Raw genomic sequence first — 18,267 nt, 5'->3', positions numbered from 1 at the left:
GTTGATCACGTTAAAGGCAGCGGGCTCCCCCGGCCATCGGGAACGACTCCTAGTTATCCAAGCCCCTATTAGGGGAAGAGGGAGGTGGCTCGTTGGGGGGTCTGTTAGGGCATCCGGAACCTGTGCGTAATCACGCACACGCTAAATTGTGTTCACCCGGTGCCAACGCGGGCATCGCCCGTTGGTGGCCGGTTCGTGACACGAAGGGATTGCATGCCTTACGTCCTGGGCATTCATCTGGGCGCGACGACGACCACGGCCGCCATCGCCCGGCGAGACGGCAGCCGGTGGGTGGCAGCCGCGCCGGTCCCGCTGGCGGCCGGCCCGGTGATGCCGACGGTGCTGTGCAAGGTGCAGGACGGGTCGTTCGTCGCTGGGGATGCCGCCCAGCGGCAGGAGATCACTCACCACGAATGGGTCGCGCGCGGCTTCACCGGACGGCTGGGCGACGACCTGCCGCTGCTGGTGGGTAGCGAGTTCATTCCGGCGCAGCGGCTGGTCGCGACCATGATCGAGTGGGTGGCCGACGTGGTCGCGCACAAGCAGGGGCACCCGGCCGAGCACATCGCCATCGCGCACAGCGCCACCTGGGGGCCGCACCGCACCCACCTCGTCCACCAGGCGTTGGCCCAGCAAGGGCTGGCCGACGTCACGTTGCTGGCCGAACCGATGGCCGTCGCGCTGGACTATGCGGCCAAGCAGCACGTTGCCGAGCACGAGCCGATCGTGGTGGCCAACGTCGGCGGCAGCGGCTTCGACGCGACGGTGCTGCGACGGCGGGCGCCCGGGTTCGAGGTGGTCGGCTCGCCGCTGAATGCCGACCACCCGAGCGGCCAGGATCTGGACGACGAGATCTTCGCCGCCGTGCGCGCCGAGTTCGGCGACCGGCTGGACGCGCTGGACCTCGCCGATCTCAACCAGCGGGCCGCTCTCGCGCACCTGCGGGCGGAATGCGTCCGGGCGAAGGAAGCCCTTTCGCACCAGCCGGGCGTGCGGCTGCGGGTGGATCTGCCCGGAATGGGCACCGACTTCGCATTGTCCCGTTCGCGGTACGAGCAGCTCGCCCGGCCGCACCTGGAGCGGGTGCCGGAACTGATCCTGCAGGCAGTGCAATCGGCGACGTTGTCGCCGGACGATCTCGACTCCGTCGTGCTGGCCGGCGGCACCGCACGCACACCGCTGCTGAAGCAGCTGGTGGCCGAGCGATTGCAGCGACCCCCGCAGGTCGACGTGGCGCCCGAGCTGGCCGCGGCCAACGGGGCGGCGCTGGCTGCCGTGCAGGTCGTGTCGACCGACACCGACCAGAGCTCGATGGCCGAGACCAACGTGCTGATGCGCATCGAAGGCGGCCCCGAGGACTTCGACCTCGATGCCGAGCCGGTGGCGGCACCGCGCCCGCCGATCGAGGTGGAGCCCATGCCGCTGGAGCCGCCGGACGAGGATCGAGCGCGGCGGCTCAAGATCATTAAGCTGTCGGTTGCGGCCGTCTTGATCATCGGCGGGCTGCTGCTCACCTATTTCGTGCCCAATGCGTCGATCGGCAGCGTGCTCAGCGCGTTCCAACACATGCGCCAGTGACCCCGATGACAAGGACTCCAGGCGTGAATCATTCGACGTCCTCCCGTCCCGCCCTGCTGCCGGACGGGTACGCGGCCGGGCTGCGGTCGGCGATCACCGCCGATCCGGCCGCGCGGCTCGTCGCTGGGGTCCAAGGCGCCGGCGGCTACGGCAAGACGGCAGTGCTGGATCAGCTCGCGCGCGCCTACCGCGACGCCGGGGTGCCGGTGTTCGGCGCGAACTCCCTGGACCGGGCCGGCGAAGGTGCGGTGCTCGTCGACGACGCCCACCGGCTGGCCGAGTCCGTGCTCGGTGAGCTTCGGGAGATCGCGCGGCGGCCCGAAGCACGGTTGGTCGTCGCCTACCGGCCGGGCCCGCGACCTGCCGCGCTGGGGGAGCTGATCAGCGAGCTCGGCGCGCCGGTGCTGCTTTCCCCGCTCGGGCGCGACGAGATCGCGGCGCACGCTGCAACGGCATCGCCGGAGTGGATCGACTGGGTGCGGGCGCAGACCGGCGGCGTCGCGCGATACGTGCACCGGGTACTCGCCGCCGCCGAGCCGGGCAAGACGGAGTTACCGACGCGCGCGCTCGATGAGTTCCAGCACGATTTGGACCAACTCGGCGAAGCCGGTTGGGAATGCGTGACGGCTATGGCGGTCGGCGCGACCCCGCACCCCGACCTGCTCGCGGCGCTGCTCGACCTCGACTCCGCAGTGGTCGGCTCCGCGCTGCTCGCGGTTCGGGCGGGCGGATTGGTCGGTGCCGACGACGCGCTGCTGCCGATCGTCCGGGCGGCAGCGCTGCGGCTGACGCCGTGGGAACGGCGGCTGCGGGTGACCCGCCGCCTCGTCGAGATCCAGCTGGCCCGTGGCGGTTCGGTGTTACCGCTGGTCAGCCCGCTACTCGGGGCCGACATCGCGCTGTTGCCGGAGGCGACCCTGGCTGCGGCGTTCGAGAAGGCCGCGGAGGAAGCCCTGCGGGACGCGCCGCACCTGGCCCAGCGGCTTTTCGCGGCCGCGGTGTCGGCCGGAACGCCCGCCGCGTCGGTGGCGGCGCGGCAGGCGCGCGCCGCTGCGGTGGCAGGCGAGCTGGATGAAGCACTGCGGTTGGCCGATCAGGTGATCGTCGACGACGCCGTGCCGGACAAGGAGCTCGGCGTGCAGGTCGCGGCGAGCGTCTTGGCGCACCGCGGCCTGCTGGAGCGTTCGGCGGAGCTGTGCCGGTGGTCGGTGGGGCGGCTGCGGTGGCCCGGCGACCGGGCATTCGCCGCGGTCGGCCTGATCGGTGTCGGCCGGTTGAGCGACGCCGACGAGCTGCTGCGTTCCTCCGACGACGCAGGGCCGCCGACGTCAATGACCGGTGCCGCCGCACAACTCGCCGCCGGAGCTCGCGAATCGGTCGTCGGATCGTCGGCGACCGCACTGTCCACATTGGTGCGCGCGGCTTCCCTGTCGGAACCCGTGGGGCGCCACATACTCGCGCCGGATACCCCGGCATCGATCGCGGCTCTCGTCGCGCTGCACTGCGGTGAGCTGGACGTCGCGCAGTCCACACTGGACCGCGTGATCGAGTCCGGTACCGGTGGTCCGCTGCTGCGCAACCGGCACCGGCTGCTGGCGGCGTGGTTGCCGCTGGTGCGCGGCGACACGGTGACCGCCCGCGCGAAGCTGCCGGCGACGACCCAGTCGGCGGTCCGCGACCGCTTGCTGGCGACCGCGATCGAGGCGGGCATCGCCAGCCGCGACAACGACATGGCCGCCCTCGCCGCCGCCCGCGGCCAGGCCAAGCAAGCCGTCGCCGAGCATTCGGTGGACCTGTTCGCGTTGCTGCCGCTGGGAGAGCTCCTGGTCGCCGCCGCGCGGTTGCGAGACCAAGACTGGCTCGCGCCCTACCTGGCGGAGGCGCGGGCGCTGCTGGACCGGCTCGGCAATCCTCCACTGTGGACATCGATGCTCACCTGGAAACGTCTGCATGCCGCGATCGTGCTGGAAGAGCTGGACGTTGCGCGGCAGCTAGCCGCGGAGCTGGGCGGCCTGGCGCACCACAACCCGTTGGCCGCGGCCATGGCCGAAGCCGCCCGCGTGTGGCTGCGGATCGTCGATGGTCAGGTGGATCAGGACGAGGTGGAGCAGGCGTCGCGGGCATTGACCACGGCCGGACTCGCGTGGGACGGCGCGCGGCTGGCGGGGCAGGCGGCGCTCCGCACGGCGGACCGCCGCGCGATGCTCGCGCTGCTGGAATGCGCGCGCGCCTTGCAGGGCAAGCCACCGCGTCCGAGGGCGGTGCGCGGCGCGATGTCGGCGGAGACCGACCTGCTCAGCGAGCGCGAGAAAGAGGTCGCCGAGCTGGTGCTGGCCGGCCTGACTTACAAGCAGGTCGGCAAGCGCCTGTTCATTTCGGCCAAGACGGTGGAACACCACATCAGCCGCATCAAGCAACGCCTAGGCTGCGCAAACCGAGAAGATCTCCTCAACCGCCTGCGTGAACTCCTCGGCCAGTAGCGGTTCGCGGAATCGTCCTGAATGGCAGGAGACCAAGACCACAGAGGCCCGAAGCGGCCGGGCGTTGGTGTTCACGGCCGCTGGAGCGCCTTCCGGCGGCCGGACTCCTGACCGGCAGTGGGTGAGGTTTTCTGGAGTTCCAATCCGGCGCGGAGGGTGCCGACGATCTCGAACAGCGCTTCCTGGAACCGGCCGCCGATCGGCCGGAGGTTGACGAAGCCGTGGATCAGGTCCGGGAACCGGCGGCTGACCACCGGCACCCCGGCCTCCGCCAGCCGCTGTGCGTAGGCTTCGCCCTCGTCGCGCAATGGGTCAAACCCGGCCGTGATGACGTACGCCGCCGGCAGCCCGCTGAGGTCGTCGGTGAGCAGCACCGACAGGCGCGGGTCGCGGCGAGCGTCCACCTCGGGCACGTAGCAGTCCAGGAACCAGTCCATGTCGACCGCGGTGAGCAGGAATCCGTTGCCGAACAACTCCCGCGACCGACGACACGTGGTGGCGTCCACGGCGGGGTAGATCAGCAGCTGGAACACCGGACTCGGCAGCGCTGACCGGGTGGCGTGCAGGGCGACGGAGGCCGCCAGGTTGCCGCCCGCGCTGTCCCCGCCGACCGCGATCGTGTCGCGACTGGTGCCGAGCTCGTCGGCGTTGTCGACGGCGTAGACGTAGGTCTCGATGCAGTCGTTCAGCGCGGCCGGGAACGGGAACTCCGGCGCGAGGCGGTAATCCACCGACAGCACCCGGATGCCGGCGTGCTTGGCCAGGAATCGGCACAGATCGTCGGCGCTGTCCAGGTCGCCGATGACCCAGCCGCCGCCGTGGAAAAAGACCAGCAGCGGCCCGGGCTCGGTGAGCTCGCGCGGCCGGTACAGCCGCGCCGCCAGGTCACCCGCCGGGGTCGGGATGCTCCGGTGGGCGACCACCACGCCGGGCACCTGAGGGCCGGCGGTGATCTTGGTCGCTTGGCGCATCCCCGTGCGGGCGAGCTCGGGCGTGGCAGCCGTCAGCGGCTCATGGCCGGTGAGTCGTTGCAGCCTGAGCACGAGTTGGGCGTCCAGCGCGAGCTCCTGGTCGTCCAGCCGGATCGGCCGCCCCGCGATGAGGCGCTGCATGGGTCGAGGAAGCGCAAAAGCGCCGCGCACGACCGCGGCCCCCAGCATCGGTTGCACCAGTTCGAGGACATTCGACATCGACGTGACCTCCCCAGGACGACGACAGGTGCTGCTGAGGTTACCCGCAGGTAGCCGTGCCGGGGGGACAGACGGGGCGGCTTTGACCTCCAGCGGACTCGAAGTCGTAGCGTGGCGGGCAGCCGCGCGAGAGGCGACAAGCGCGGGGTGTGAGTGAAAGGATCAGTGCATGACGGTGACCGTGGTGGGAATCGGCGGTTCGGTCCGACCGGATTCGCAATCCGAGCGAGCGCTGCACGCTGCGCTCGCCGGGGCGCGGGAAGCCGGTGCCAAGGTCCACTCGATCACCGGGAGCAGCCTGGCCCTGCCGTTCTACGACCCGCATCTCACCGAACGCACCGGCACCGCGCTCGAACTGGTGGACGCCCTGCGCACCGCGGACGGCGTGATCCTCGCTTCACCCGGCTACCACGGCACGATCTCCGGGCTGATCAAGAACGCCCTCGACTACGTCGAGGACCTGCGCGAGGAAGAACGTCCCTACCTGGACGGCCGGGCGGTGGGTTGCATCGGCATCGCCCACGGCTGGCAGGCGACGGTCACCACGCTGCAGGCGCTTCGCTCCGTGGTGCACGCCCTGCGCGGCTGGCCGACACCGCTGGGTGGTGCGGTGAACTCAGCCGAGACGCATTTCGAGGCGCGTGGCGAGTGCGGCGACGAGAAGGTGGCCAACGTCCTGCGCACCATCGGTCACCAGGTCGTCGAATTCGCCAACCGTGCCTGACCCGTCCGAGGCCGACGCGACCACTGTGCGTGTTCGATGTGTAGTGCTTCGACCCGCGCGGGTACTTCCCAGGAAGTCGAAAGGATCTGCTCTCGGTTGAGGAGGTAGCACCGTGGCCCAGAAAACGGCTTCGAAGAAGGCTCCGATCAGCAGCCCGTTGGGCGATCAGGACCGGGAGATCACCGGCAAGATCCTGCAGGGCACGCTGCTCGACCTGATTGACCTGCACCTGATGGCCAAGCAGGCGCACTGGAACGTCGTCGGCAATTTCTTCCGCGACGTGCACCTTCAGCTGGACGAACTGGTCGCGAAAGCGCGCGGCTTCGCCGATGACGTTGCCGAGCGGGCTGCCGCCATCGGCATCTCGCCGGACGGGCGTGCCGCGACCGTTGCGGAAGGCTCCGGATTGCCGAAGTTCGATCCGGACTGGCGCAGCGACCACGAGGTAATCGAGGCGGTCGTGCAGGCCCTGGCGGAGCTGCTCCGTCGGCTCCGGGCCCGCATCGACGAGACCGACAAGACTGACCTCGTCTCGCAGGACCTACTGATCGGCATCTCCCGCGAGATGGAGAAGGCGCACTGGATGTGGCAGGCGCAACTCGCGGCGGCCTGAGCCGCCATCCGGGGGCCGCCGTTCCCACGGGACAGCGGCCCCCGTGATCCCGACAGCTCAGTCCGGTAAGCAGGACGGGGTGCGCTGACTCGTCGGTTTAGCCTGCGGCGCGGGCGTCGGCGTCAGCGATCGAGCTCGTTCATCGAGAAGGTTACGTCGTGGTCGTCGAAATCGGCCACAAGCCGCAGGCGTCCGCCTAGGGCCGCCACGTAGCGCTCGACCGTACCTACCTCGATCTGGGATCCGTCTGGAAACGGCAAGGAACAACTCTGATCCGCGCACCGGCACGAACCGTTACCGCAGCGGTGTTCTTGTGGTGACCGTGGCGGTCAGATCCGGCGGGCGCGTTCGTATTGCTTGGGCCAGATGTTGTCCGCGTGCAGGCGGTCGGCGGCGCGCAGCGGCCAATGCGGGTCGCGCAGCAGTTCCCGGCCGAGCAGTACCGCGTCTGCCGAACCGGACGAGACGATCTCCTCGGCCTGCTCCGGCGAAGTGATCAGACCGACCGCCGCGGTCGGCAGGTCCGCCTCGGCGCGGATCCGCCGCGCGAATCGCACCTGATAACCGGCTCCGATCGGGATGTCCGCCTTGGGCACCGCGCCGCCGGTGGAGGCGTCCACGAGATCCACCCCGCGCTCGGCCAGCAGCCGCGCCAACCGCACCGAGTCGTCCCCGGTCCACCCGCCGTCGACCCAGTCGGTCGCGGACAGGCGGGCGATCAGCGGCCGGTCCGCGGGCCACGCCGCGCGAACCGCTTCGGTGATCTCCAGCGGAGCCCGCACCCGGTTGTCGAAGTCGCCGCCGTAGCGGTCGGTCCGGTCGTTGACCAGCGGGGAGTAGAACTGGTGCGCCAGGTAGCCGTGCGCGAAGTGCAGCTCGACGACGTCGAAGCCCGCGGCTTCGGCCCGCCGCGCGGCCGCGGCGAACTGCTCGGGCAGTTTGGCGACCTCGGTTTCGGTCAACGCACGCGGCGCGGCCAGGTTGCCGAAGGCGTTGCCGGTCGAGCTGACCGTGTCCCAGCCGCCGTCGGATGCCGGCACCGCCTGGCCGCCTTCCCAGGGCGGCGTCGTCGACGCTTTGCGCCCGGCATGCGCGAGCTGCACACCGGTCGCGGCACCCTGCTCGTGGAGGAAGTCGTTGATGCGTCGCCATGCCGCGACCTGGTCGTCGTTCCACAGACCGGTGTCCTGCGGGCTGATCCGGCCTTCCGGGACCACTGCGGTCGCCTCGCTGATGATCAGCCCGGCGCCACCGGTGGCGAACTGGCCGAGGTGCACCAGGTGCCAGTCGTTGGGCAGGCCGTCGACCGCCGAGTACTGGCACATCGGCGATACCCACGCGCGGTTGCGGATGACGACGTCGCGCAGCTTGATCGGTTCGAAAAGGTGGCTCACAACCGGGATCGACACCGCGGCGGAACGAGATATTCCGATGCCCAAAGTCATCTCATCATCTGGGAGCCGGCGCGAACAGTCCATTCGCCCGGACGCTGTTGCACGCGCTGCTCGATCATGCGCGCCGCCGAGGGTTCGAGCGGGTGAAATTGTGGACGGCCGACCCGCTGGAGGCCGCCGCCCGGCTATACCTAGAGGTCGGATTCCCTTGCACCGAGCGGAATTCCGTCCGGCAGTGGGGGCACCGGCCCGACGAGCTGAGATACGACCTCGAACTGAGGTGAGGGCCACATGCGGACCTGGAGTTGGTCGCGCGCGCTGCACGCGCTGGTCGATTACGTGCGGAGGATGAACGAGCTGTCCGACCGCCACCTGCTGGCCTGGCCGCCGAAACCCGCGCCGCTGCACTGGGTCCGCCGCGACGACACGTGGATCCTGCACGGTGAAGTGCTCCCGCCGCCCGCACGGGATACCGACTGAGGCTCGGCCAGAGCTCAGCACCGCCTGCGAATGTGCTGGGAATTTCATTTCCGTCGCTGCGCCCCGCGACCGTTCAGGGAACGTCCAGCGAATTCTGCGGGAGCTCACGTCGAAATTGCGCGCCGGGTCCGATTAGGTTGGCTGGTGTCGCCGCCGGAAAGGCGACGGAAGAACATCGATCAAACAGGAGGAAAAAATGGGTTTCCCGATTCCTGTTCCGGGTAAGCACCAGCACGGCCATCGGTGCCGTCGGGGCGAGCGTCTGCGGCAGCCGGGCATTCCCGCGCCCGCGCCGCGGCAGTGATTCCAGCTAATTCCGCATCGACGAGGAGGAAATGATGGGTTTCTCGAATCCCGTGCCAGGCAAGCCACGGCACCAGACCCGGCAGCGCCCGAAGCCGCAGCCGGTTCCGGCCCGGCACAAGTGACTGAACGGGAGGGTCGGCGATGCCCCTCGTCGTCGGCTCTCCCGTCGGCCGTAGGGAGTTCGTTGTGGGGGTGCGCGAGTTGTTCCGTCGGTTCTGGCCGTTCCTGCGCCGGAATCGGGCCGCGTTGTTGCTGGCCGGAACCCTGCTAGTGGTGTCCGCGTTGATGGACACCGCGGCGATCTGGATGTTCATGGTGCTCACCGATGATGCGTTGGTGACCGGTGAGCTCGCCGCTTTCTGGGCGCCCGCGGCGGCCTGGCTGGGCATCGCGGTCATGGGTGCCATCGCCTCCTTCTGCGGCGGATTCCTGTCGGCGAAAATCGCGGAGACGTTCCTGCTCCGCCTCCGCGCGCACGTATTCGAACACGTGCAGAAGATGCCACCGCATTTTTTCGCCCGGCACAAGTCGGGTGATTTGATAGCGCGTTTTTCCGGGGATGTCGAAGCGGTCGAAAGGCTGGTCGTCTCGGGAATTCTCGAAACGGTCACCGTACTGGTGAGCGTCATTCTGTACGCGGGCGCGGCGCTGTACCTGCGTTGGGATCTGGCGCTGCTCTCCTTCGCGCTCGCCCCGGTTTTCTGGGCGGTCGCCAGGAAGTTCTCGAAGCAGCTCAGGGCCGTCTCGACCGAGGAGCGGGCGGCCAACGGGGCGATCAGCACCGTGGTTGAGGAAGGGCTGTCCAACATCGAGTTGGTGCAGGCGTACAACCAGCAGGAGCGGCAGCTCGCGAAGCTGCACGCCCAGTCCTTGCGCTGGTTTCGCGCCAAGCTCGCCGAAGCGCGGCTCTCCGTGCTGTACGCGCCGCTGGTCACCGTGGTCGAAACCATTTGTATCCTGCTGGTGATTGGCCTCGGCATCTGGGAGATCTCGGCGCAGCGCATCACGATCGGCGGGCTCATGGCGTTCGCCGCATACCTCGGCTACCTCTACCCGCCGCTGCAGAACCTCGGGCAGATCACCATGACGGTGACCGCCGCGCGGGCCGCCGCGGAGCGGTTGATCGAGATGCTGGATCACCGACCGGCCGTGACCGACGACGGCCGCAGGCAGCCGCCCGCCGACCGGCACCGGGGAATTCGCTTCGAGCGCGTCGGATTCCGGTACCCGGGTGCCGATCGTGCGGCGCTGGTGGACTTCGACCTGCAGGTCCGGCCCGGCGAGTTCGTCATGATCACCGGGCCCAGCGGGGCGGGCAAATCCACGCTGACCAAACTGCTGCTGCGGTTCTACGACCCGGCGGCTGGGCGGCTGGTGGTCGACGACGTGAACCTCTCCGAACTCCCGCTGCAGACCCTCCGCGACACGATCACGCTCGTACCGCAAGAGGTCGCGGTCTTGCACAGCACGGTCGCGGACAACATCGCCTTCGGCGTACCGACCGCCACTCGCGCCGAGATAGTCGCAGCCGCGCGGGAAGCGGACGCCGACGAGTTCATCCGCGGGCTGCCGGAGGGCTACGACACGATCCTCGGTGAGCGAGGGGCGTTGCTGTCCGGTGGGCAACGGCGGCGGATCGCGATCGCCCGGGCGATCCTGCGTCGCGCGCCGGTGCTGGTGCTCGACGAGCCCACCAACGGGCTGGACTTCGCTTCAACGCGCCGGGTGCTCGACCCGCTGCGCCGTCTGGCCCGGTCCCGCACCACCATCCTGATCAGCCATGATCTGGACCTTGCGGCGGAGGCGGATCGGATCGTCGTGGTTTCCGGCGGGCGGGTCATCGAGCAGGGATCGCACCGGCAACTGTTGGCGGGCGGCGGCCACTACGCGAAGCTGCACGGGCGGAAGTCCGAACCCCCGGCTCCCCTCGGGCGCACCCCGGCCAGTGTCCAAAACCGTCGGGAACAGCCCCATCGAGGCTTCTCCGGCGAGCTGTTCGGGCCCGACGAGACGCCGACCGTTCGGCAGCTACGCCCGTGGGTCCCGATCTAGTGCCCCCGCGCGCTCGCGGCCTTCGCGGAGCATGACCCGACCGGCCGTTGAAGCGCCACCGCATGCCAACTGGACCATCCTTGATCACCAGCGCGGGCATTCGCGAAATGACGGCCCTCGGGCCGGAAGCCCCTGGCGGGCACGCCGGGGGGTGTGCATCCTTCGGCCATGACGTCGGACGATGTCCACGCCGTCCGCCCGGCCGTGACCGTGACGTGCCACTACAAGCGCGCTGGTGTGTTGCCACCCGAGGAGATGCTTGAGCGTTTCCGGGTGCTGGCCGGGAAGCGAGCCGCCGGGCGGGTCTTGGACATCGGCGCGTTCCGCCTCGAAGACCTGCTGGCCTACCGCCACGTCTGCTATCTCGCCATGCTCGACGCGAAATCGGAGCTGCGCGGCGAGCGGCCCGACCTGTCCGTGGACTTCGTCGACGGCGACCCGGCGAACCTGCCGTTCCCGGACCGCGCCTTCGACGTGGTGGTCTGCCGATTCTCATTGTGCAGCACGGCGAAACCGGAGTCCGCGCTGGTCGAGATCTGCCGGGTGCTGCGGCCCGTCGGTCAACTGCTGTTCCTTGAGCACACCCGGGCGCCCGGCGTCGTCGGGCAGGCGCAGGACCGCGCCCAGGAGATGCTGCACGGCTGCCGTCGCTGCCGCCTCAACGTCGAGGTCCTGGCGCAGGTGCAGCGGGCCGGGCTGGTGGTGCGCCGCGCCGACTGGTACTGGCCGTCCGCGCATGTGCGCGCGCCGCTGGTACAGGGCGTCGCCACCCACCCGGATCCCCAGTACAGACGCGAACTGGCGTGGCTGCGCAATCCGATCCGGAAGACAGGAGAACCGTTATGGCCAGGAAGATAGCGGACTGCCGCAAGTACCCGAGCGAGATCAACTGCTCGCTCACCATCATCGGTGAGGAAGAGGAAGTGCTGCGGGCCGCCACCGAACACGCGGTGTCGGTGCACCAGCATCAGGACACCCCGGAGCTGCGGGCCCAGATCCGGGATCTGCTGGTGGACGAGACCGCCGCGGCGGACGGCATGAGCTTCGTGCAGCTCATCGAGTTCAAGACCGGGAAGCGGGCGGAGCTCGACCGGCTGCTGGACGAGTGGGAGGAAGCCACCGGCGGCAAGCGCACCGCGACGCGGGCGGTGCTCGCCCAGGACCACGAGCAGCCGGGCAGCTACTACGAATTCGTCGAGTTCCCCTCCTACGAAGAGGCGATGCGCAACTCGCAGTTGCCGGAAATCGATGCCGTCTCCCGCAAGATGCGGGCGATCTGCGACGAGGAGCCGACCTTCCACAACCTGGACGTGGTCCGCGCCGAAGCCCTGTGACCCGGTGGCGGGCGCAGATGCCCGCCACCCGGCCTCGTCTCCGCCCGCACCCGGATTTGCGGTCTCACAACGGAACCGCGCGCACCTCAGCCGAGGCCAACGGCGCGGCGCGCGAAGTGGATCTCGGCCGCGATCTGGCGCAGTGTTTCCGACACCACCAGCGAGCCGTGCCCGGCGTCGTAGCGGTAGAACTCGAACGGGATTTCCCGCTGCCCCAACCGGTCCAGGTAGTTCAGGATCTGCTGGATCGGGCAGCGCGGATCGTTGTCCCCGGCCAGCACCAGCACCGGCGCCCGCACCTCGTCCACGTAGGTGATCGGCGAAGCCACCCGGTACACCTCCGGGACGTCCTCCGGCGAGCCGCCGAACAACGCCCGGTCGTAGGCCCGCAGCGGTTCCATCTCGTCGGCGTAGGCCGAAACGTAGTCGGCCACCGGCACTCCGGCGACCCCGCCGGCCCAACGCTCCGGCTGCGTCCCCAGGGCCAGCAGCGTCAAGTAACCACCCCAGGACGCGCCCGCGACGATGCTGAGCGTCGGCGTGGTCAGCCCGGCGTCGATCGCCCAGTCATGCACGCGCGCGACGTCGGCCAGCTCGGTCAGACCCGGTCGGCCCTCGATGGCGTCCCGCCACGTCGAGCCGTATCCGGTCGAACCCCGGTAATTGATTTCCACCACGGCGAACCCGGCGTCCAGCCAGGCCGCCCGGTAGGCGGAGAACCGGTCTTCGTCGGCCGCGTGCGGCCCGCCGTGCAGGCTGAACACCGTCGGCAACGGCCCGGCTCCGGCGTCGGCCGGGCGCGCCACCAGCGCGTGCACCGTCTCGTTCGGCCCGTAGGGGATCTCCACGAACACGTCGGTGACGGCCTCCGAACCGGGCGCGCGCTCGCCGGGCGGCGTCAGCAGCACCCGGTCCTCGCCGTCCCGCGAAACCGTGCGCACCAGCGACGGAGTCGCCGCCGAGGACCACACGTACTCCACCGCGTGATCGGGGCGCACGGAGGCGCCCGCCACCGTGCCCGGCGGCGTCGCCAGCTCGGTCAGGGTGTCCTCGGCGAGGTCGTAGCGGTGCATCGTGGTTCGCGCGTGGTGCGTGTGCGCGATAAGCAGCGCCTTGCCGTCCGGGTACCAGTCGGCGGAGACCTCACCGGGCAGGTCGAGCTTGATCTCGGTCTCGCGGTCCGCGACGACGTCCCAGATCAGCAGTTCCTCCTTGCCGCGCCGCTCGTGCAGCACCAGCAGCCGAGGATCGCCGGTGACCGGCGCGAAGTCCAGCGCGTCCAGGCCCTTGCCCGGACCGTCCCACTTCGCGGAGACCTCGGAGCCGTCGACGCGCAGCACCCGCAGCGCGGGGTGGCGGCTGTCGCCGTGCTCGGAGTGCGAGATCACCACCATCGATTCGTCCCAGGACATGGCGGCCAGCCCACCGTCCTGCTCGTGCTGGTAGAGCACCTCCGGGCGGCCGTCGTCGCGCGCTACCCACACGGTCACCCCGTCGTCGGTGGACATCCCCATGCCGATCACCGACGCGCCGAGTTCGAGCCCGGCCGGGTATCCAGGGTGGGTGCCCGGCAGGCCCGGGCGGCCCTCGCCGGAACCGAAGGGTTCCACCACCCAGCTGCCGAACTCGTCGCCGTCGGTGTCGTCGAACCACCAGATCTGCCCGCCGTCCGCCGACAGCGTGCCGTGGAATGTCCCCTGTGGACGGTCGGTGACCTGACGGTGCTCGCCCGCGTCGCGGTCCCAGGCGTAGATCTCCCAGGTGCCGCTGGAGTTCGAGACGTACAGACTGCGTTGCGGCGCGTCCCGAGCCCAGTCCGGTAGCGACACGCGCGGCGCGCTGAACCGGGCTCGCCAGCGGGCCTCCCGCTCCGGATCGTTGAACAGCGTCTCGGGGATCTTCGCCTCGGGGTAGGTGCTCACGCCTCGATACTGCCTGATGCTCGCTACCCCCTGCGGACCCGGCAGGCGGTCAGCGCCGCACCTCGAGTCGATCTTGCGGAGTTCGTCGAGCACGGCTGGTTCGATGGGCATGCGAAGGTTCATGGCTCATGGTCGCCGCGGGCGGCCCGGTCAAACGGAAATCGGCCATCCCGCCCCGCGATGCCTCGGCGAGCTGAGCCGGAAACGAGAAGAGGTCTTGGCCGGAAACTCCGGCCAAGACCTCTCAGCGTCGGGGTGGCGGGATTTGAACCCACGACCTCTTCGACCCGAAAGACGCGATCAAGCGCTGACCTGGGGTTTTGCTGTGACGCCTGGTGTCGCCGAGTCCGGCCGACGTGCCGTTTCGTGCTGATCGATGTCAGGCGCGACCGCTGCTCTTGCTGACTTTCTGCTGACCGGTTGGCTGTCTTTTGCCTACAAGGGAGGGCCTCTGCCCTCACCCCGTCGACCTGGCGTTAGCCCGATCAGGCCGTGTCAAGGGGGCAACCTGCGATACCAACGGGTACGTGGCGGCCGAAGCTTGCCCCCTTGACGCGGTCTGATAGCCCTTGTGGAGGTCGATGGGGTGAGGGCAGAGCAGCCACGACCGAACCGCAGCGTTCGAGCTCGAACCCTCACCCTGTTGGCCTGCCCGTCCGGCGAGGACATCTCTTTGCGCTTCAGCGTGCCCCTTCTGCGGCGCGGGGCCGCCTGCCTTCCCGTCCGGCCGGGACGCGGGGCGCAGGGTGGCCGCTTGCGGCCGGGCCCCTGCGGCCCCGCTGGCCCGGCCAGGGAAACAGCAGGCAGGCGGCCCCGCAGGGGCCGCCCTTGATGAAGAAAAGAAACTCTGAACACGAGAGCAGTGACGTTCAGATCGTTGTGTCTTCCCCTGTAGGACCACGCACGGGTTCGAGTCACAAACGTGTCAGTAGTTGTACGCCGTCGTGAGCGCGGATTGCAGGAACGTCTTGGTAGGCGTCGGAGACCCGTACGGCATACGCTTCGTCCATTCGTGACAAGGCGTCGGCCAAATCGAGCCATTCGACGTTTGAGCTCTCCTCTGTTGGCCGCGCTGAGCCGCTGATTGGTTTACAGCGGAAGACAAGCGCAACGATCCCACGCTTCACGTTCTTGTAGACCCCGGTGAGTCGTGCAACCTCTACCGAAACGCCGGTTTCTTCTTCGACCTCTCGGCGTACACCGTCTTCGACGGTTTCGTTTAGTTCAAGTACTCCGCCTGGTGGTTCCCAGTGTCCGTTGTCGCGACGTTGAACCAACAAGACCCGTTGCGAATCATCGACAACGACCCCAGCGACGCTAACGGAGTGTTTGGCCGTATCCGACATCTTCCCTCCCCTCAAGGTCACGCATCGGGTACGCTACCACTCGTCTGCACGTCTGGAGGTGTACATGCGATTGGGATCTATCGATCGTTCTAGCGATCGGCCTCCCTATAGGCAAATCGCTGATGATCTGCGTTCGTTGATCACCTCCAGCCACTTCGCTCCGGGTGAGAAGCTTCCGTCTGAAGCGACCTTGATCGAACACTACGCCGTTGCCCGAATGACCGTGCGGCAAGCAATACAGGAGTTGCGCAACGAAGGTCTGGTGGTTGCAGAGCATGGCAAGGGCGTGTTTGTGCAGCGCAAGGCCCCTGTGCGACGGCTTGCTTCTGACCGATTCGCTCGACGGCATCGGGAGCGCGGCAAGGCTGCCTTCCTGGCTGAGACTGAGAAGGCAGGTGCTCGGGCGTCTGTGGATCGTATCCGGGTCCAGGAGCGTGTCCCTGACTCGGAGATCCAGGAACGCCTGCGGCTCGCTTCTGACGAGCTCGTTGTGGTTCGGTCACGGCGGTACCTGGCGGACGAAGTTCCGGTAGAAACGGCCGTCTCCTATATCCCTGCGGATATAGCTCACGGCACTCCCATAGCTGAACGCGACACGGGTCCAGGCGGGATCTATGCCCGCTTGGAAGATCTTGGGCACATCCTCGATCACTTCGTCGAGGAGGTCACTGCACGGATGCCTAGTCAGGAAGAGCGTGATGCTCTACTGCTTGGCTCCTCACTGCCGGTTCTTCGGGTCGTACGCACGGCATACGACACCGCCGGTCGACCCGTCGAGGTCTGCGACACGATCAAGTCGGCCCCTGCTTACGTGCTGGAATACGACTTCCCCGCGCGCTAGCTCCTGCATGAGGAAAAGGCGGCTCGCCCTGCGGGCATTAAAACCGCAGGTCAGAGACTTGTGTCCAGTGCGCCCTGGCTCGGCCGCCCCGCACACCGCACAACCCTGCCGACCCAGTTCACCCGAATGGACTCGTCTAGAGCGGTTGACACTCCTCTAGTCGCCTAGGAGACTAGAACTCGTCTAGAGGAGACAAACGGTCTAGTACGGAGGCAGACATGCTGAGGAACATCCCGGTGAACATGCAGGGCTACAAGCTGATGGTGACCGAGGCCCCGCAGGAGAAGACCCGCGAGGGCGAGAACGGCAAGTCGGAGTTCGTGACCGACCGCGAGGGCGTGCAGCAGTTCGTGGTGTCGCTGTTCGCCAAGCGCCGGGTGCAGCCGGGCGAGTTCGCGGGCAAGGGCGAGGAGATCAAGGTGACCCTGACGGCCGACCCCGGCGAGGGCTTCGAGGAGGGTGTCTACGTCCAGCTGGTCGACGCGACGGTGAGCCACTGGGAGAACAACGGCCGTTCGGGCCTGTCGTTCAAGGCCAACGGCCTGGCCCCGGCGAACGTCCAGATCCCGGCCGCCGCCTGACCGGCCCCGGATTCTGACCATTCCGATCTGACGTTTCACTAAGCCCTATTCGGGCTGCTTGTTCCTTGAGAATTCCATAGTGGGCCGAGCTATGCCTTTTTCGGCGTGAATTGTTGCGCCAGGGAGGCCATGTTAGCCCCCGAATGCAAAGGAGTCGGGGGCTTTCATGGTTTCCCAAGAGAAAGGAGAGAGCGTGCTAAGTCAGCGTCAGTACCACGAGTTGATGAACTCCTACACGCACGTTGCGGAGATAGTAGAGAGCGCCACGTCGTTTCTGGACGAAGACTCGCGGACCGTCGTGTCAGCCGGTGGCGCTTGTCGCCAGCGATCAGCGAATCTCATCCACGACATGGAGAGAATGTGCATGGAGCTGCGCCGCTGGATCGCGTTCTTCGAAGAGAATGCTGAGGTGGAGTAAATGCCCACGTATTCCGAAAGCGCGACGGCCTCGTGTGCGAATGGCTGCGGGATGCCCGTGTGGGCCTCGCAGGTGATGTGCACGTCCTGTGCGACGAGGTAGTCAATCAGCAGGGAAGGAAGTGGTTTTCGTGTCTTTGCGCTATTGCCCGGCTTGCCACATTGACCCGGCCCGGTACCGGCACTCAGGTGGCCGGTTCTGCGAGCGCCGCAGTCCGGGGAGTTGAGTGGGATGGTCGGGCCGAATGGTTCTGAGTGCCGCGATCTGCACTGTATCGCGGGAGGGCTGAAGGCGATTTCGGAGAGTATCGAGGATTTCGCCCGGCGCACTCGTTCTCGGGCGGGGGAGCGGAATTGGCGGGTGCCGTTCGCTCTGTCCGCAGTGGAGCAGGCGCGGGATGAGTTGCTGACAACCGCAAGTGAATGGGAAGGGTAGGGATATCACAATGTCCGATGATTTCCGGCTGGGGTGTGGGCACTCGGTTTCCGATGAGGTTGAGGCCGATCACCACGAGTGTGAGTGGGCGCGGGCGGCTGATTACCTGCGGGGTGATGACGAGTGAGCGGGTTCGGTTTTCACGGGTCCGGCTGCCTGGGAGCGGGTAAAGGGGTGACCGGCCGTGGTTGGTGAGACGGATTTGTTGGGCAACCCGGTGGCCTCGCCTGCGCCTCGTTCGGAGCCTCGCCCGACGGTCAACGATATGGAGTTGATCGAGCGGGTGTTGCGTGAGGCGGCGTCGGTGGGGTTCGTGCTGGTGGGCATCCGCGAGCTGGTGTGTCGCCGTGTCACTGATGATCTGGTCGAATCGGTGTCGCCGGATGTGGATCACGCGGTACACCAGCTGATCGAGTCTAAGTGGCTGGAGGTCGGCGGTACGCACCATGTGCGCTATGACCGCTACACGGGTCCGGCGCGGTCGGTGCTGGTGCCCCGGAAGTCGAAACAAGCCGCGTATCGCTGGGGCTCGCTGGCAAAGCCGTGGAAAGCCGCCTAATCGCTTTCTGAAAG

At 68.0% G+C, this 18,267-nt stretch carries 18 protein-coding genes; 13 read left to right on the top strand and 5 right to left on the bottom strand.

All coding sequences use genetic code 11. The annotated features are described in order from the left end of the window. The first annotated feature begins 213 nt into the window (after positions 1-213). Together BJ970_RS07825 and BJ970_RS07820 are read left to right on the top strand one after the other, a co-directional pair. Positions 214-1,578, top strand: a complete 1,365-nt coding sequence (locus BJ970_RS07825) for an Hsp70 family protein (RefSeq protein WP_184725465.1) — start codon at positions 214-216, stop codon at positions 1,576-1,578. A gap of 23 nt (positions 1,579-1,601) precedes the next feature. Continuing rightward, complete coding sequence (locus tag BJ970_RS07820; protein ID WP_312864155.1) at positions 1,602-4,058, top strand: LuxR C-terminal-related transcriptional regulator; 2,457 nt, start codon at positions 1,602-1,604, stop codon at positions 4,056-4,058. Between the two features lie 71 nt (positions 4,059-4,129). Here BJ970_RS07820 and BJ970_RS07815 read toward each other — a convergent pair whose 3' ends face one another. Further along, the gene (locus BJ970_RS07815) at positions 4,130-5,248 is read right to left on the bottom strand and encodes an alpha/beta hydrolase (protein WP_184725461.1); all 1,119 of its coding nucleotides are present in this window, start codon (positions 5,246-5,248) and stop codon (positions 4,130-4,132) included. A 169-nt stretch (positions 5,249-5,417) separates the two neighbouring features. Here BJ970_RS07815 and BJ970_RS07810 point away from each other — a divergent pair, with 169 nt between their 5' ends. Then, positions 5,418-5,972, top strand: coding sequence for an NADPH-dependent FMN reductase (locus BJ970_RS07810; protein WP_184725459.1), 555 nt, complete (start codon positions 5,418-5,420; stop codon positions 5,970-5,972). 112 nt (positions 5,973-6,084) lie between these two features. Next, on the top strand, positions 6,085-6,585 hold the full coding sequence (locus BJ970_RS07805) for a Dps family protein (protein WP_184725457.1): 501 nt from the start codon (positions 6,085-6,087) through the stop codon (positions 6,583-6,585). Positions 6,586-6,707: 122 nt separating this feature from the next. Here BJ970_RS07805 and BJ970_RS07800 read toward each other — a convergent pair whose 3' ends face one another. Both BJ970_RS07800 and BJ970_RS07795 read right to left on the bottom strand, forming a co-directional pair. Then, positions 6,708-6,845, bottom strand: coding sequence for a hypothetical protein (locus tag BJ970_RS07800; RefSeq protein ID WP_246470761.1), 138 nt, complete (start codon positions 6,843-6,845; stop codon positions 6,708-6,710). A gap of 69 nt (positions 6,846-6,914) precedes the next feature. Further along, positions 6,915-7,979: an NADH:flavin oxidoreductase/NADH oxidase gene (locus tag BJ970_RS07795; RefSeq protein ID WP_184725455.1), complete on the bottom strand. Its 1,065-nt coding sequence runs from the start codon at positions 7,977-7,979 to the stop codon at positions 6,915-6,917. Positions 7,980-8,077: 98 nt separating this feature from the next. Here BJ970_RS07795 and BJ970_RS07790 point away from each other — a divergent pair, with 98 nt between their 5' ends. From BJ970_RS07790 to BJ970_RS07770, 5 genes are all read left to right on the top strand, one after another. Continuing rightward, complete coding sequence (locus tag BJ970_RS07790) at positions 8,078-8,263, top strand: GNAT family N-acetyltransferase (RefSeq protein ID WP_246470760.1); 186 nt, start codon at positions 8,078-8,080, stop codon at positions 8,261-8,263. 7 nt (positions 8,264-8,270) lie between these two features. Beyond that, positions 8,271-8,459 carry a hypothetical protein gene (locus BJ970_RS07785; RefSeq protein ID WP_184725453.1) on the top strand — a complete coding sequence of 63 codons (189 nt, stop codon included), beginning with the start codon at positions 8,271-8,273 and terminating at the stop codon, positions 8,457-8,459. A gap of 447 nt (positions 8,460-8,906) precedes the next feature. Beyond that, positions 8,907-10,817 (top strand): ABC transporter ATP-binding protein, encoded by a 1,911-nt coding sequence (locus tag BJ970_RS07780; protein ID WP_184725451.1) that lies wholly within the window; start codon positions 8,907-8,909, stop codon positions 10,815-10,817. A gap of 168 nt (positions 10,818-10,985) precedes the next feature. Further along, positions 10,986-11,675, top strand: coding sequence for a class I SAM-dependent methyltransferase (locus BJ970_RS07775; RefSeq protein ID WP_184725449.1), 690 nt, complete (start codon positions 10,986-10,988; stop codon positions 11,673-11,675). Beyond that, positions 11,660-12,151, top strand: a complete 492-nt coding sequence (locus BJ970_RS07770) for a DUF1059 domain-containing protein (protein WP_184725447.1) — start codon at positions 11,660-11,662, stop codon at positions 12,149-12,151. Before BJ970_RS07775 ends, BJ970_RS07770 begins: the two co-directional genes overlap by 16 nt. A gap of 86 nt (positions 12,152-12,237) precedes the next feature. Here BJ970_RS07770 and BJ970_RS07765 read toward each other — a convergent pair whose 3' ends face one another. Together BJ970_RS07765 and BJ970_RS07760 are read right to left on the bottom strand one after the other, a co-directional pair. Then, positions 12,238-14,073: a S9 family peptidase gene (locus BJ970_RS07765; RefSeq protein ID WP_184725445.1), complete on the bottom strand. Its 1,836-nt coding sequence runs from the start codon at positions 14,071-14,073 to the stop codon at positions 12,238-12,240. 914 nt (positions 14,074-14,987) lie between these two features. Next, the gene (locus BJ970_RS07760) at positions 14,988-15,419 is read right to left on the bottom strand and encodes an NUDIX hydrolase (RefSeq protein WP_184725443.1); all 432 of its coding nucleotides are present in this window, start codon (positions 15,417-15,419) and stop codon (positions 14,988-14,990) included. Between the two features lie 64 nt (positions 15,420-15,483). Here BJ970_RS07760 and BJ970_RS07755 point away from each other — a divergent pair, with 64 nt between their 5' ends. From BJ970_RS07755 to BJ970_RS07740, 4 genes are all read left to right on the top strand, one after another. After that, entirely contained in the window at positions 15,484-16,260 is a 777-nt protein-coding gene (locus BJ970_RS07755; RefSeq protein ID WP_184725441.1) for a GntR family transcriptional regulator, read from the top strand. Positions 16,261-16,478: 218 nt separating this feature from the next. Then, on the top strand, positions 16,479-16,841 hold the full coding sequence (locus BJ970_RS07750; protein ID WP_184725439.1) for a hypothetical protein: 363 nt from the start codon (positions 16,479-16,481) through the stop codon (positions 16,839-16,841). A 193-nt stretch (positions 16,842-17,034) separates the two neighbouring features. Beyond that, complete coding sequence (locus BJ970_RS07745; RefSeq protein ID WP_184725437.1) at positions 17,035-17,259, top strand: hypothetical protein; 225 nt, start codon at positions 17,035-17,037, stop codon at positions 17,257-17,259. Positions 17,260-17,959: 700 nt separating this feature from the next. Continuing rightward, positions 17,960-18,253, top strand: a complete 294-nt coding sequence (locus BJ970_RS07740; protein WP_184725435.1) for a hypothetical protein — start codon at positions 17,960-17,962, stop codon at positions 18,251-18,253. Positions 18,254-18,267 lie beyond the last annotated feature (14 nt).

The sequence above is a fragment of the Saccharopolyspora phatthalungensis genome, from assembly GCF_014203395.1.
Lineage (GTDB): Bacteria > Actinomycetota > Actinomycetes > Mycobacteriales > Pseudonocardiaceae > Saccharopolyspora > Saccharopolyspora phatthalungensis.
This window is presented reverse-complemented; position numbering and strand designations above follow the sequence as displayed.

What these genes read in the sequence shown, in the direction of transcription:
- BJ970_RS07825 (WP_184725465.1), top strand. Translation starts at nt 214, where the DNA reads ATGCCTTACGTCCTGGGCATTCATCTGGGCGCGACGACGACCACGGCC.
- BJ970_RS07815 (WP_184725461.1), bottom strand. Translation starts at nt 5,248, where the DNA reads ATGTCGAATGTCCTCGAACTGGTGCAACCGATGCTGGGGGCCGCGGTC.
- BJ970_RS07810 (WP_184725459.1), top strand. Translation starts at nt 5,418, where the DNA reads ATGACGGTGACCGTGGTGGGAATCGGCGGTTCGGTCCGACCGGATTCG.
- BJ970_RS07785 (WP_184725453.1), top strand. Translation starts at nt 8,271, where the DNA reads ATGCGGACCTGGAGTTGGTCGCGCGCGCTGCACGCGCTGGTCGATTAC.
- BJ970_RS07780 (WP_184725451.1), top strand. Translation starts at nt 8,907, where the DNA reads ATGCCCCTCGTCGTCGGCTCTCCCGTCGGCCGTAGGGAGTTCGTTGTG.
- BJ970_RS07775 (WP_184725449.1), top strand. Translation starts at nt 10,986, where the DNA reads ATGACGTCGGACGATGTCCACGCCGTCCGCCCGGCCGTGACCGTGACG.
- BJ970_RS07770 (WP_184725447.1), top strand. Translation starts at nt 11,660, where the DNA reads ATGGCCAGGAAGATAGCGGACTGCCGCAAGTACCCGAGCGAGATCAAC.
- BJ970_RS07760 (WP_184725443.1), bottom strand. Translation starts at nt 15,419, where the DNA reads ATGTCGGATACGGCCAAACACTCCGTTAGCGTCGCTGGGGTCGTTGTC.
- BJ970_RS07755 (WP_184725441.1), top strand. Translation starts at nt 15,484, where the DNA reads ATGCGATTGGGATCTATCGATCGTTCTAGCGATCGGCCTCCCTATAGG.
- BJ970_RS07750 (WP_184725439.1), top strand. Translation starts at nt 16,479, where the DNA reads ATGCTGAGGAACATCCCGGTGAACATGCAGGGCTACAAGCTGATGGTG.
- BJ970_RS07740 (WP_184725435.1), top strand. Translation starts at nt 17,960, where the DNA reads ATGGAGTTGATCGAGCGGGTGTTGCGTGAGGCGGCGTCGGTGGGGTTC.